The sequence below is a fragment of the Marinoscillum sp. genome (assembly GCF_040222955.1).
In the GTDB taxonomy this organism is placed as follows: domain Bacteria; phylum Bacteroidota; class Bacteroidia; order Cytophagales; family Cyclobacteriaceae; genus Marinoscillum.
This window is the reverse complement of the sequence record NZ_JAVKCA010000009.1, coordinates 109,769-124,648: the sequence shown is the minus strand read 5'-3', so window position 1 is coordinate 124,648 and position 14,880 is coordinate 109,769. Positions and strand designations below refer to the sequence as shown.

Sequence of the window (14,880 nt, the reverse complement as noted above, 5' to 3'; positions counted from 1 at the left end):
TTTCGTTTTCCTGATCCTATCTCGTTAACGAATGTTCACGAGTCGACTAATTATTGGTAACCAATCCATGGATACAATGAACAGGGTAGTCCTAACCGGATTACTGAACTCTAACCAATTAAAGACAACTAAAATGAATCTAACAAATACTTTAAAGGCTGTTCGAGTCAGATTTTTTCGGCCAGTAGCGGCCAGTTTATTCATGCTATCTGCCTTCTTTTTTCTCGAAAATAGTGCCGTAGCCCAAACTTATAGTGCACCATATGACATTCCCAGGTTTCAGGATTTTATTGGAGAATGTAAATTGCAGGCCCCAACCAGCTCTACTGCAGCTACTCAGTCTGATTTAATCAATGGCTATACCTCAAGTTGGTTTTATGTGGCCGATGGTGATAAGGTAGCGTTCAATCAGTCCGGGTCCAGCAACAGGACGGAACTAAGAGACCTGAGAAACTGGGACCTTACGGCATCTGATCAAACCTTGTTTGGGCGAATTGACATTGTACAGCAGACGTGTGATCAAGTCACTGTCATGCAAATCCACGATGATGCCAATGCCGGGAATGGCCCGAATAAACCTCTCCTTCGCATTTACAAGCATCAGACAAAGTCTCCGGTCAACCATATATGGGCAGCGATTAAGACTGACGCAGGAGGTCAGGCGACCACCCATGTGGACCTTGGGGCTGATCCTGGTGGGTATTTCGATTGTGAAATCAAGCTGGTAGGTGGTAACATGATCATCAATTTTCAGGGTGTGGAGAAAGTCAATATGGATGTTTCATACTGGTCATATCCGAGTTACTGGAAAGCAGGTGTGTATTTGCAGGACAATGGTGAAGCAACTGCTTATTTTGATGAGTTGCATAACGGACCGGGTGGATCACCAGGAAATACTCCTCCCAGTGTAAGTATTACTTCTCCTGCGGATGGAGCTTCATTTAATGAAGGGGATAACCTATCCATTACGGCCAATGCTGCTGATAGTGATGGTACGGTCAGTCAGGTAGAATTTTTTGTCAACGGAAGCAGTGTCGGTATCGATACCTCAAGTCCATTCTCGACAAACTGGGTGGTAGGCGTTGGATCATACAACCTCACCGCAGTGGCTACTGATAACCAATCTGCATCTGCGACCTCAGCAACTGTCACTATTACTGGTAATAGCGTAGGACAGGGTACGGATTTGTACGTTTCCAACATTGTCACCGGTTCTCAGGGTGCTGGCAAAGGCCAAAAGCATGGTTTGGCAACTGTAACGATACTGGATGATTCCGGATCTCCTGTTTCTGGAGCCAATGTGACTGGCACCTTTTCGGGAACTTTTAATGAAACTGTGTCAGGTACTACTGGCAGTGGAGGAACTGTAGACTTGTTAACTTCAGCCACAGAAAAAGGGGGCGTTACCGTGAATTTCTGTGTGGATGATGTGACACACGCAGCATTGGTTTATAACAGCTCCCTTAATGTCATAACATGTACGGGATCTTCCTCTCGGATAGATGCCTCTATAGGTCTGGAGCAAAGCGATGGGTTAATTACTGTATATCCGAATCCAACAGTCAGATCATTTACAGTAGACATTACAATCGATCAGGAAAGCTATTTCCATGGGCAGCTATTGGGCTTGGACGGCAGAGTGCTTCGCAGTATTGAGCGACATGTTTTGAGTCAGGGTAGCCATCAGGTAAATGTAGATGTTACCGATTTGGAAAGGGGTGTCTATTTCTTCCAATACTCATTGAATGGTAAGACCCAAACAAGCAGGATTATTAAGGACTAATCAATTATTTATTACCATTTTGGAGAGCCGTTTCAATTATTGGAACGGCTCTTTTTTATGCCTTATCATGTCGGTCGCAAAGAGCTGAAGGATATTTTTGAGGATCCATGATCATGTGCCAAGCAATGCATCATAATTGATAGTTCTTGAATAGTCTGTTATATTCCAAAGCCCTGCAGATGTTGAACTTGTGGCTGGATAATGGTCATTGATTTGTCCTGTAATAGAAAACCTCATGCTATGAAAAGGTTGTTCGTGGCCGCCGGCTTTCTGTTATGTTTTGATGTCCATCAACTACCTGAAGGGTAAACCTCAATGATAAAACCATGAAAACACCTTACATCCCAGCCTTGATATGTTCCCTATTGTTGTTGGTTCAATGCACACAGAAGCAAAATGAGGAAAGTAAACCTTTGGATATAGAAGCATACCTGACTTTGGTAAGTGGGGATGCTATTTACCCGAATGAGCAACAACTGGCGTTGCTCAGGGAGGTGGTGCCCAAAGAGCCATATCAGCCAGCACCTGCTTATACCCATCGTACCTACTGGGAAGATTTTGGTCAGACAGATTTGGGTAAATACTATTTGGAGGATGCAGAAGCATTAATAGAGCGTGATCCGGAAGTGCCCATCAGCGATGAGATTTACAGAAGAGCCAACAAGGAAGGAAACCGTGGGATCTATAAGCCACGGTATTACCGAACGATGGATCGCTTAGAGAAATACATTTTAGCAGAATGTATCGAAAATAAAGGCCGCTTTCTGGAGCCCGCAGAAGCACATATACGAGCTATCCTGGCTATGAAGTCATGGCTGCACCCCAATCACGACGATGACCAAAATACCGTGTTGGAAGGAAAGAGGGTGCATATCGATCTGGGTGCCCGAAAGTTTGGTTTGGTACTGGCATTGGCCGATGCGGTGCTGGAGGATAAACTATCGGAAGAATTACGAGATGAAATCAACAAACAACTGCGATGGAGAATTACCGATTCGTACTTAAAATCGACCAAAGAGTCGGACCCCGAAAGTAATCAGTGGATACGCACCACGAGCAACTGGAATTCTGTGTGTACCAGTGGGTCGCTTTTCACCATTATGGTGGCTTCTGAGGATTTGCAGGAAAGAACGGCGGCCATCGGTAGTGCGATCAACAGCATGAGGTATTACATGTCTGGATTTGGTGAAGATGGCTACTGTTCTGAAGGCACCGGCTATTGGAATTACGGTTTTGGCCATTATCTCTACCTGGCCGAAATTCTCTATGATTATACCGACGGGCAGATTGACCTTTTCACCTTTAGCGACTCAGTGAAGCTAAAGCGTGTGGCTGATTTTCCGGAGGCTTTTCAGATTCATCCCGGCTTGTATTCTCCGTTTTCGGATGGGGTAACGCATGTGAAAAGTGGCAGCGACAATTTTGCCTATGTGATGGCAGCCAAGTATTACCAAACCAGAAAACCCAGCTACTTTAAGCCTGATGAGGCGGTACAGGCCATCGTATTGGGTGCTGATTTTAAAAATTACCTTGCGGAAGCGGGTACTGATTTTCAATTACCGGAAGTCACGTATTTCGACGATTACGGTGTGATGATTTCCCGGGGGCAGCAGCCGATACCATTTTCTATTTCCATAAAAGCGGGTCACAATGCTGAAAATCACAATCACAGTGATGTGGGGAGTTATGTGATAGCCCTGGGTGATGAAATTGTCAGTGGCGATATTGGCGCACCATCGTACATAGCCGGTGCTTTTGCTAAGGACAACCCGGCACGCAGTTCCTGGGGGCATCCGTTACCGAGAATTGATGGTCAGTTGCAGTCTAATGGCAGAGCGTTCGCAGGTAAAATTTTGGAAACAGATTTTGAAAAAGGCAGTGACCGTTTGGTGATGGACTTAAAGCCGGCTTATGAAATTCCGGCTCTGGAGAAACTGATCCGAAAGGTGGAGCATGATAAATCCGGCACGGGCACCATTACCATTACCGATGAATTTTCAACGTCAAAACCGGTCATGTTTGGCACGGCGATCATGACTTTGGGTGAATATGAAATCATAGATGATCATACGATAGTCCTTACGGAAAATGGGATGAGCGTAAAGGCTGAGGTTTTCTCAGAAAGTGGCCAGTTTAGCCTGAAAGGAGAGCAGGTTCCGGTAGCGCACTTACGTGAAGGTGCTCCGGCGTTTCGTGTGGGTGTGGATTTCAATCAACCTTTATCGCAAGGCCGCATTACGGTTCGCTTTACCCCAAATTTTTGACACTGATGTGTGTTTTGGGGCTGCAAATGATGGCAACAGAAGAACCCCAATCGCACCACAAAATAAAATATTGAGCATGGAAAAACTAACATTACTTTTTACCCTGATTTTGCTCTCACTTTTGAGCAACGCTCAAATTCCCCTGCCCACAAACCTGGAAAAGGGGTATCCGCGCATTTACATTACGGAGGAGAAGAGGGAGGAGCTGGAGAAAACCATCCGAAAAGAGGAATGGGCAAAGGACGTGCTCGCGGGCATTCACAAACGGATAGATGAGCATGTGGAGCGTCATGTCAGTGATCCGGAATGGATGGTGTCACGTCTGCAGATGTATTGGACCAGCAAAGCCACCAATGTCTATGTCAATGGCATCTATTATTCACATGCCGATGGTGAGGCACCAGTACCCACTGTTCGCTTTACAGGATCACGCGATTACACCACGGATTATGTGATGCCGGAGTTGGAAGACATCATTCCTTATATGGACGATGAGCGGGGTTTGTATCTGCAAAACAAAACCAGGGAAGGGAATCCCCTGGAATGGGTCGGTCAGGCAGAGACAGGGGGTATCATACATCGACACAATCAACGGATTATCGGTTTTGCCAAAGATGCGGCGTTTTTATATTGGCTGGAAGGCGATGAGCGCTATGCCCGTTTTGCCTTCGATATCTTCGATACTTACATGATGGGTATGTATTATCGCAGTGAGCCGATTGACCTGCTCAATGGACACATTCAAACGCTGGTGGGCCTAACGTGCTTTCAGGTGATTCACGAAAGCATACTGACTGAGGTGGCGGAGCTCTATGATTTTTTACATCGATATATTGAGCAAAACCAGCAAGAGAAGATCAGCTATTATGACGCCACCATCAAGAAATGGAATGACCTGATCATCAAAAACGGCGTGCCTCAAAACAACTGGAACCTGCATCAGGCCAAAATCATCCTGAAGGCCGCCATGGTTTTGCAGGACGATGAAAACTATGAAGACGGTAAGGGCCGGCAGTACTACATCAACTACATCCTCAATGTGACTTCTGCCCGGCAGTGGTCGCTCACTAAGTTTCTGGAATACGGTTATGATTCAGAGAATGGCGTATGGGCGGAGTGCCCGGGCTATGCCCAGGGCGTGACCAAAGACCTCACCAATTTTATGGTGGACTTTTACAATACCTTCGATCATAACCTGCTGCCCTATATGCCGGTGATGGATGAGGCGGTACGAATGCTGCCACAGTATCTTTTCCCTAATGGGCAAACGGTGGCTTTTGGTGACAGCTATTATGGGCCTGTGACTACCGAGCCCATCAGTGATATGATCAGGATCGCTCAGAAAAGTGGTGATCAGGATTGTGAAAAGGCATACACGGCGATGTATCGACTGCTTGTCGAAGATGAGGAAAGTGAGAAATTTCAGAAATCACGTGCTGATATCGCTTCATTTTTTGCATCCAAACCATTGGAACTTAACCCCAAATACAAAGAAGGAAACCGAGGTGACTATATCACCCAGACTTTCTATGCGCCCAACGTGAGCTGGCACGTGCAGCGCATGGGCGAAGACCGGGACGGCATGATGGTCTCGCTCAATGGCTCTTTGGGAAATCACATGCACGCCAATGGCATCAACATGGAGCTATACGGAAAGGGCTTTGTGCAGGGAGCCGATCCCGGTAAGGGAGCGGGTTACCTTCAGCCGATTTATTTGGAATATTACTCACAGTTTCCGGCACACAACACGGTGATGGTAGATGGGGCCTCTTCCTACACGGAAATGTTGAGCTATCATGCGTTTGACCTGATGGGTGAGTACCCCAAATCAGAAAAAATGGAAGGCTATTATTCTGAGATCACCTATTCTGATGTGTACTTTCTGGAGCCGGAAACCCGCAGCGACCAGAGCCGATTGGTAAGCATTGTGAAGACAGGGGAAGCTACGGGTTACTACATTGATATTTTTCGCTCAAAGAAGCAGCGCAAGGGAGATAAGTTTCACGATTACTACTATCATAACCTTGGGCAATCGATGGAGTTGATGGATGAGTCCGGTAAGCCTTTAGACCTCAGTCCAAATGAGGAAATGGCCTTTGCCGGGGGGCACCTCTATGCGCTGGACTATATGTGGGATAAAAAATTGATAAAAACGGATAAGGACTATCAGGTGGAATGGAAGATAGACATGCCTGAGGGAGAGGAGGATATCTTCATGAATCTGTGGATGAAAGGTACAGAAGGCCGTGAAGTGTTTTCCATCAAAAGCCCACCCAATAAAGCCTTTAGAGGGAATGGAGGATTACCTTATGATGTCGATAAGCAGCCTTATCTCACTTTTGCTGCACGGCAGCATGGCGAAGCCTGGTCACATCCTTTTGTTTCGGTATATGAGCCCTACACGTCAGGGGAGGGCAGGAGTATTGTCAGCATCGATGGCTTTGAAGATGAAAATGCCACAGATGATTTTGTAGGTGTGCAGGTCGTGCATCAATCGGGCAGAATAGACTATGTCTTTTCATGCAAAGATGGAAAAGAGGCCAAGTATCAGGATATGAGCAGTGATGCTGCTTACGCATTGGTCGGTAGAGCGCAAGATGGCAGTCTGATCCTTTTTATGGGGAACGGAACTACCCTGAACGGTCATGGATATACCTTGTCCACTGAGGAAACAGGCAATGTGGTGCTGACGTACAATGGTGGCAAACTCATGCTCGATAACGAGGTTGCTGTGAGCATTGGCAATGGAGCAAGTGAAAGGCAGTATGATTCCGGGAGTTACAGGGAGATCACATTTGATTAATGGTGGCTGAAAATGAAGTTAAAAATTTCAATAAGTGAAAGTATGAAAGTTCAGTTTTTACAGACAGTAATTGGCGTTTTGGTGCTCTGCTCCTGCAACCCACCAAAAGAGGAAAACCAAGAACCGAAACGTCCCAACATCCTTTTCATCATGTCTGATGACCATGCCTATCAGGCCATCAGCGCTTATGGCAGCCAGTTGATTGAAACCCCCAATATCGACCGCCTGGCCGAAGAGGGGATGCTGTTTACCAATGCCAGTGTGACCAACTCGATCTGTGCGCCATCACGGGCTACCATTCTGACCGGAAAGCATACACATATCAACGGGAAGATCGATAACCTGATGCCATTCGATACCACGCAGGTTACATTTCCGCAGATTTTTCAGGCCAATGGATACCAAACAGCCATGTTTGGTAAGCTCCACTTTGGCAACAACCCAAAAGGTGTGGACGATTTCATGATCCTTCCGGGGCAGGGCTACTACCTCAACCCTGATTTCAATACGTCAGCGGGCGATACCACTATTATGGGCTATGTCACTGATGTGATCACAGATCTTACCCTGAACTGGTTCAAAGAAAAACGTGATGCGGACAAACCTTTCATGATGATGTACATGCACAAGGCCCCGCACCGTCCCTGGTGGCCAAGGGCGGATAAGTTTGCCGAGTTTACGAAGAAAATATTCCCGGAACCTGAAAGCCTTTTTGATGATTATAAAAACCGGGGTACCGCGGCGAATACCGCTGAGATGAACCTGCTTACCCACATGATGTACAGCCACGACAGCAAAATCAGGCCTGAGCTCGTGGAAAAAATGGGTGACAAGGCATTACCTAAAGTGGAGGAGTTCGAAAATGGATTTTACGGCCCTTATGGCAGAGCTACTCAGGAGCAGAAAGCCATGTACGACCCTGTTCTCGATTCCATAAACAACTGGTTTGAGCAAAACTGGCCTTCACTTACAGAGGAGGAAAAAATGCAGTGGAAGTACCAGCGATATATGCAGGATTATCTGGGCTGCATTTCCTCAGTGGACGACAATGTGGGCCGCGTGCTGGACTATCTGGATGAAAGTGGATTAGCTGAAAATACCATTGTGGTGTACACCTCTGATCAGGGTTTCTATCTCGGAGAACACGGCTGGTTTGACAAGCGATTTATCTATGACGAATCTTTCAAGACTCCTTTGATGGTTCGCTGGCCAGGCAAGGTCAAAGCCGGTTCGGTAGAGGATGAAATGGTACAGAACCTCGATTTTGCCCAGACGCTCCTAAGTGCTGCTGGCATACTGCCGCCGGATGATATGCAAGGAGAGAATCTGATGCCCCTTTTGACAGGGCAGAATGAAAAATGGGACCGTGATGCCGTGTATTACCACTACTATGAATACCCGAGTGTGCACATGGTCAAGCGTCATTATGGGATTGTCACGAAAGAATATAAACTCGCCCATTTTTATTTTGACGTGGATGAATGGGAACTGTATGACCGCATCAATGATCCACAGGAAATGAACAATGTCATTGATGATCCTGCTTATGCAGAAGTACTCAATGAGCTGAAAATCAAGCTATCAGAATTGCGTGTGAAATACCAGGATTCAACTGAGCTGGATAGTGTTTTTATTGAAAAGTATAAGAACATGATGGTGGAGAAGGGTAATGACTTCTGGTAGTAGAAAAGTGATTTATTGAACAAATGCCCTGATAGGCTGAAATTTCATTAATTGAACAATAATTGATCGTATACGGTCCATTAGTTATAACCTGCAAAGCTGGAAATACCGAAATTAGCGTTGAAAATTTAGGTTTGGCAGGGAATCCATAGCTTGGATATGGCTTTCCTCCCGGGCTATTAAAAGCTATTGGTATTGCAGCATTTAATGAAAATAGTCGTAGTTGTTTTGTTCCTGATGTACCTGGGGTGTTCCCCTGGGCAGCAAAAGGAAGTTAACTCAGAATCATGGGTTTTAGCCTTCTCGGATTCCTGTACCGCAGACTGGACTGACCAGTGGTTTTTGGATGGTGAAATGGCCACCATCGAAAACTCAGAACAGGGTATGACTTTCAGTGCAGGCCCTGAAAATCACAACGATGCACACCATGCAGTACTCTGGACCAAACCGTCCTTTGAGGGCGATGTGAAAATCGAATACGACTACACACGAACCGAAGAGCAGGTGATCAACGTGAATATTTTGTTTATTCAGGCCACGGGAATTGGTGAGGGGCAGTTTAGCAAGGACATCACAGAATGGAATGACTACCGCAGGATACCAACTATGAGCAAATACTGGCTCAACATGAATACCATTCACATCAGCTACGCCGCTTTTCCCATGGTAAACGAAGATCCTGGCAATGATTACCTACGGGTGAGACGCTATCCGGCCAGTAATAAGGAAACTTTTGGGGATACGGAAGTCACTCCAGCCTATGAGCGAACAGGGTTGTTTTTGCCGGGTGTAACCTATCACCTCACCTGGACGAAAACCTCAAAATGGCTAGTACTCAAGGTGGAAGGAAACGATCAGGAAAAGGTATTCGAATGGGACTTGTCGGGCGTTACCCCGGTGCCGGAAGGCCGGATTGGGCTGCGACATATGTTTACACGCTCTGCCATGTACAAAAATTTTAAAGTATACACTAAACAGTAAAGATGAAGAAAGCAGCAAACTATTTATTTGTGGCCCTGGTACTTTTCGGGGCTGCCTGCCAGCAAAAGGCAAAGGAAGAAAGTAAGGTCGAAGAAGAGGCAGTCATCAGTGACGATGAACGGATGGCCTGGTGGCGTGATGCCAAATTTGGGATGTTTATCCACTGGGGTGCGTATGCCGTACCGGGCGGTGAGCGCAATGGCGAAGTTTGCAAAGGTGGTGCAGAATGGATCATGGATAAGCTGGATTATACCATTGAGGATTATGAAAACGAGGTGGTAGCCAACTTCAATCCTACTGAATTTGACGCTAAGAAGTGGGTGGACATGGCCAAGGATGCTGGTATGAAGTACATAGTGATCACCTCTAAACACCACGACGGATTTTGTCTTTGGGATTCGGAGGTTACAGACTATGACATCATGGACTCCTCTCCATTCAAGCGCGACATTATCAAAGAACTATCGGAAGCCTGTAAAGAAGCCGGTATCAAGTTTTGCTTTTATCACTCCATCGTGGATTGGCATCACCCGCAGGCACAGGGTCCCCTGTATCCAAATTACAATGCCGGACAGAAGGATCAGTCGGTTTTCAATCCCGAGTTTCCTAAATACTATGAAAACTACTTAAAGCCTCAGGTGAAGGAATTGCTCACCAATTATGGAGACGTAGGTGTGGTGTGGTTTGATGGGGACTGGATCCCTGATTATACCACTGAGATGGGCAAAGAGATGTACCAAATGATTTTGGACATGCAGCCAGGTACGATTGTCAACAATCGCGTGGACAAAGGTCGCATGGGTATGGAAGGCATGGATATGGAGGGTGACTTTGCGGGAGACTTTGGTACGCCCGAGCAGGAGATACCAGCCACAGGTATAGATGCAGACTGGGAGTCGTGTATGACGATGAACGGCTCATGGGGCTATAAGCCATCAGATACCAACTGGAAGAGCAGCGAAGACCTGATTCAGAAGCTGGTTGATATCGTGTCTAAAGGTGGAAATTTCCTACTCAACATTGGCCCTGATCCACAGGGTTTATTTCCGCCGGAGAGTGTAGAGCGACTAAGGGAAATGGGCGATTGGATAGATGTTAACGGGGAGGCCTTATATGGAGCGAGTGCCAGCCCTTACGATCGGCCTGAGTGGGGACGATACACCACCAAAGACGGTGTGATCTATGCCCATGTCTTTAACTGGCCCGAAGATGGGGTATTAAAGATCAACCCTGAGATCAAGATTAAGAAGGCTTCGCTTTTGGCGGATACTACTCGGGCATTATCCTTTGATGAGTCTGGTATAGCACTACCCACAGAAGCCGTGGATGGCGCGGTTTCGGTGATTAAGATTGAGCTTTAGCTTTAGCAATAAATCCCACACCTCGGTGATTTTTAGGTTGTTGGTTGTGAGTGGTGGGAAATTGAGGTCTCGTGCTTTTAGCATGAGGCCTTTTTTTTGTCTGGCAGAAAGCAGTCATGATATCATTCTTCACCTTTTTCATACTTGCAGGCCGCATTTGATGGAACCTGAGTATCCTATTCCCCCCGAGTTTGGTGTTAGTAGCGCAGGCGCATAGATAATGGCCCCAGATAACCCAAAAACAGCCCATAAACACTCAGAATATACTTATTGAATCATAAGTTATGGGCAATGGCTGATAATTCATATCGGTTTTTGGCCAATACACCGATCATTGTTCCCACAGTTTTGATCGATTGCTCACGGCACTTTGGGCTCCGCACCAATTCTGAAAGTAAGCAAAAAGAGCATGTTTTCCGGACATTTTCAGGAATGACAACACCAGACAATTAAATACTACAGGCAGCTGAAGCAAGACGTACAGTAACGATGACCGACGAATCACTTTGGGGGATGGATATGGGTGGCACCAAGATAGAAGGTGTGGTACTGGATAATGCCCGGGACAGAAACGTGCTTTTCCGTGAAAGGGTACCTACCGGGTCTCACAATGGATACAGGCATGTGTTGTCACAGATTGACAAGCTGTACCAATTAATGGTCGCTCACATCGGTCATACACCTTCCAAACTGGGCATTGGTACCCCTGGAACATTGACCCGGAAAGGATTGATGAAGAACTGCAACGCAACGGTGATGAATGGGATGCCGGTAAAAAAGGACCTGGAAGCATTGTTAGGCATTGAACTGATCATGGCCAATGATGCCAACTGCTTTGCCCTGGCTGAGACCAAAATGGGGGTGGTAAACACCGAGTACCCGGATGCAAAAGTAGTGTTTGGAGTCATTTTGGGCACAGGCGTGGGTGGTGGAGTAGTGGTGAATGGCCAGGTGATCAATGGCCACCATGGTATCGGTGGCGAGTGGGGACACAATCAACTGCCCGGTTTTCAGGGTCGGGAGTGCTTTTGCGGCAAGTCCGGGGACAATGAAAGCATTCTTTCCGGACCTTCCCTGGAGTGGTACTACGAGTCCCGGACGGGATTCAAAAAGCCCCTGAAAGAGATTGTGCACGATGCCAGGATGGGGACTGATCAAGTGGCTGTAGACACCCTCCGGAGGCTTGTGCAGGGTTTTGGTAAGGCAGTGAGCGTGGTGATCAATATACTGGATCCGGATGTGATCGTGATTGGGGGTGGTGTGGGCAATGTGGACGAACTCTACACTGAAGGCAAAGCTGCCATCGCTCAGCATGTGTTTAACAATGAATTTAATGCACCAGTCCTCAAGCCTTCTCTCGGAGATAGTGCAGGGGTTTTTGGAGCGGCACTTTTAGTTAATAATTAAGAATAACAGGCTTCGTGCCATGAAATATTAATACGATGATTAGAAAGACATTGGGTTTAGTTTGTGTTGTTTTGATCTCCTATGGATGTCACCAAAAGCAAAAGGAAGTATTTGAAGTGGATCAGAGCCTTGAGTATTGCGTAAAGCAGGCCGATCAGACCCTCAGCCAAATTCCCGATGACAGGGAATCCCTCCCCAGAAATATCGCTCCGGATAGCAAAGAATGGAACTATGTGACCTACCACGACTGGACCAGTGGTTTTTGGCCGGGGACATTGTGGTATCTGTATGAGTACAATCAGCAACCAAAGTTGAAAGAAGTGGCTGATCATTTCACCCAGTACCTGAAGCCGCTATCAGAAAAGGTGGCTACCGATCATGACCTTGGATTTCAGGTGTTCAATAGCTTTGGTAATGGCTATAGACTAACAGGAAACGCTGAGTACAAAGAGGTGATCTTGAGAACCGCAGATACTTTAGCCACGCTGTATAATCCTACCGTCGGAACGATACTGTCCTGGCCCCGACCTGTGCCCAATATGGAGTGGCCGAATCACAATACCATCATGGACAACATGATCAACCTGGAGCTTTTGTTTTGGGCCTCTAAAAATGGCGGGGACAGCTCCTTATACGATATTGCCGTAGACCATGCTGAAACCACCATGGAGAACCACTTCCGACCTGATTATACCTCCTATCATGTAGTGGTGTACGACCGTGAGACAGGTGAAAAAATCAAAGGAGTAACACATCAGGGGTATAGCGACGAGAGCATGTGGGCCAGGGGGCAGGCCTGGGCCATCTATGGGTATACCATGGTTTATCGCGAGACAAAAGACCCTAAATTTTTAGACTTTGCGCAAAAAGTTACGAGACCTTATCTGGATAAACTTCCTAAGGATTTAATCCCTTATTGGGATTTTCAGGCACCGGGTATCCCGGATGAGCCCAGAGACGCATCGGCCGCAGCAGTGGTGGCTTCAGCGCTGCTGGAGCTGGCAGAATATTCAGATGAGAAGTTGGCAAAAGAGTACCGGAATAAGGCCATTGCCATGTTGGAGGAGCTGTCTTCTGCAGCGTACTGCCCTGAGGATGGTAAGCCAGCATTTTTAAGGCATTCCACCGGGCATTATCCCAATGGCAGTGAGATAGATTATTCCATCATCTATGCAGATTACTATTACGTAGAGGGGCTCACCAGACTCAAGAGGATCAGAGAAGGAAAGAAGCCGGTTTAACCGTTTAACTCAATGAACAGAAAATTATTAGTGGCCTCTATTGTGGCTTCCCTGGCGGGATTCCTCTTTGGGTTCGACACAGTGGTTATTTCCGGTGCCAACCTCCCCATTAAGGAGCTTTGGCAAACCTCAGACTGGTTTCACGGTACCTTCATCATGTCCATGGCCCTGTGGGGGACGGTGGTAGGGGCGCTTTGTGCCGGATATCCCACCAATAAGTGGGGGAGAAAAACCACCCTGATATGGATAGGGATATTCTATTTTGTTTCGGCCATAGGCTCTGCGCTCGCGCCTGACCCGTATTTATTTTCCTTTTTTCGGTTTCTGGGAGGCTTGGGAGTAGGCGTATCGTCCATAGCCGCGCCTACCTATATTTCGGAGATTTCCTCTGCCAACAACCGAGGCAGGCTGGGTATTTTGTACCAGTTCAACATCGTGTTTGGGATACTGGTGGCATTCATCTCCAATTACCTCCTGGAAGGGGTAGGCGGAGACCTTGACTGGCGGATCATGCTGGGCATAGAAGGGCTCCCGGCGTTGCTCTATACGGTGATGGTATTCGGTATACCCAAAAGTCCCAGGTGGTTGGTTTTGTACAGGCAGGATGCTGACGGAGCGGAGAAGGTGTTGAATAGCCTAACGAACTCCAGGACGGAGGCCGCAGAGATGCTTGCTGCTATTGAGGAAGATTATGAGCGAACCAAAGCGGATACTGACAAGGTGTTTTCCGCAAAATATAAGAAGCCGCTGGTACTGGCATTTCTGATTGCTTTTTTCAATCAACTGTCCGGGATCAATTTCATTCTCTACTACGCCCCTGAAATTCTGGTGAAAGCTGGCTTTGGTTCATCCGGTTCCCTGTTTAGTTCCATTGCCATTGGGCTGGTTAATCTGCTTTTTACCTTTATTGGCATGTCACTCATCGATAAGGCAGGACGCAAACAACTCATGTACATTGGGTCGATTGGCTACATCATTAGCTTGTTCATGGTTTCATATGGGTTTTATAGCGAAGCGGACGCCACGTTTAAGTTGATCTTTATCCTCATGTTTATTGCTTCCCATGCGGTGGGTCAGGGTGCGGTGATTTGGATATTTATAGCTGAAATATTTCCTAATAAAGTACGTGCTTATGGTCAGGCCTGGGGGAGCGGCACTCACTGGGTTTTTGCTGCATTGATTACCCTCTCCGGCTCTGTACTGATCAACACCTTCGAGCCATGGGTAGCTTTTGCCTTTTTCGGATGCTTCATGATTCTGCAATTACTGTTTGTTCATTTTATGATGCCCGAGACCAAAGGGAAATCATTGGAGGAAATAGAAGCGGAGCTCATAAGTCCCTCGTGAGCATATACTA

The 14,880-nt window shown here is 46.8% G+C and carries 9 protein-coding genes; all 9 read left to right on the top strand.

Features of this window, described 5'->3' with window-relative positions:
• Positions 1-133: 133 nt before the first annotated feature.
• The 9 genes from RIH33_RS08280 (at position 134) to RIH33_RS08240 (ending at position 14,870) form a co-directional block, all read left to right on the top strand.
• Positions 134-1,783, top strand: a complete 1,650-nt coding sequence (locus RIH33_RS08280; RefSeq protein WP_406650389.1) for a polysaccharide lyase family 7 protein — start codon at positions 134-136, stop codon at positions 1,781-1,783.
• Between the two features lie 413 nt (positions 1,784-2,196).
• Positions 2,197-4,047: a hypothetical protein gene (locus tag RIH33_RS08275; protein ID WP_406650387.1), complete on the top strand. Its 1,851-nt coding sequence runs from the start codon at positions 2,197-2,199 to the stop codon at positions 4,045-4,047.
• A 76-nt stretch (positions 4,048-4,123) separates the two neighbouring features.
• Positions 4,124-6,850, top strand: coding sequence for a hypothetical protein (locus RIH33_RS08270; protein ID WP_406650385.1), 2,727 nt, complete (start codon positions 4,124-4,126; stop codon positions 6,848-6,850).
• A 42-nt stretch (positions 6,851-6,892) separates the two neighbouring features.
• Positions 6,893-8,533: a sulfatase gene (locus RIH33_RS08265; protein ID WP_406650384.1), complete on the top strand. Its 1,641-nt coding sequence runs from the start codon at positions 6,893-6,895 to the stop codon at positions 8,531-8,533.
• Positions 8,534-8,740: 207 nt separating this feature from the next.
• Positions 8,741-9,514 carry a DUF1961 family protein gene (locus RIH33_RS08260; protein WP_406650382.1) on the top strand — a complete coding sequence of 258 codons (774 nt, stop codon included), beginning with the start codon at positions 8,741-8,743 and terminating at the stop codon, positions 9,512-9,514.
• Between the two features lie 2 nt (positions 9,515-9,516).
• A complete protein-coding gene (locus tag RIH33_RS08255; protein WP_406650380.1) occupies positions 9,517-10,875 on the top strand; it encodes an alpha-L-fucosidase in 1,359 nt (452 codons plus the stop codon).
• 489 nt (positions 10,876-11,364) lie between these two features.
• On the top strand, positions 11,365-12,282 hold the full coding sequence (locus RIH33_RS08250; RefSeq protein WP_406650378.1) for an ROK family protein: 918 nt from the start codon (positions 11,365-11,367) through the stop codon (positions 12,280-12,282).
• 35 nt (positions 12,283-12,317) lie between these two features.
• On the top strand, positions 12,318-13,523 hold the full coding sequence (locus tag RIH33_RS08245) for a glycoside hydrolase family 88 protein (RefSeq protein ID WP_406650377.1): 1,206 nt from the start codon (positions 12,318-12,320) through the stop codon (positions 13,521-13,523).
• Positions 13,524-13,535: 12 nt separating this feature from the next.
• A complete protein-coding gene (locus RIH33_RS08240; protein WP_406650375.1) occupies positions 13,536-14,870 on the top strand; it encodes a sugar porter family MFS transporter in 1,335 nt (444 codons plus the stop codon).
• Positions 14,871-14,880: the final 10 nt, after the last annotated feature.

Bases quoted from the DNA above. Each gene is read 5' to 3' on its own strand.
- RIH33_RS08260 (WP_406650382.1), top strand. From the start codon at position 8,741: ATGAAAATAGTCGTAGTTGTTTTGTTCCTGATGTACCTGGGGTGTTCC.
- RIH33_RS08245 (WP_406650377.1), top strand. From the start codon at position 12,318: ATGATTAGAAAGACATTGGGTTTAGTTTGTGTTGTTTTGATCTCCTAT.
- RIH33_RS08270 (WP_406650385.1), top strand. From the start codon at position 4,124: ATGGAAAAACTAACATTACTTTTTACCCTGATTTTGCTCTCACTTTTG.
- RIH33_RS08255 (WP_406650380.1), top strand. From the start codon at position 9,517: ATGAAGAAAGCAGCAAACTATTTATTTGTGGCCCTGGTACTTTTCGGG.
- RIH33_RS08280 (WP_406650389.1), top strand. From the start codon at position 134: ATGAATCTAACAAATACTTTAAAGGCTGTTCGAGTCAGATTTTTTCGG.
- RIH33_RS08240 (WP_406650375.1), top strand. From the start codon at position 13,536: ATGAACAGAAAATTATTAGTGGCCTCTATTGTGGCTTCCCTGGCGGGA.
- RIH33_RS08250 (WP_406650378.1), top strand. From the start codon at position 11,365: ATGACCGACGAATCACTTTGGGGGATGGATATGGGTGGCACCAAGATA.
- RIH33_RS08265 (WP_406650384.1), top strand. From the start codon at position 6,893: ATGAAAGTTCAGTTTTTACAGACAGTAATTGGCGTTTTGGTGCTCTGC.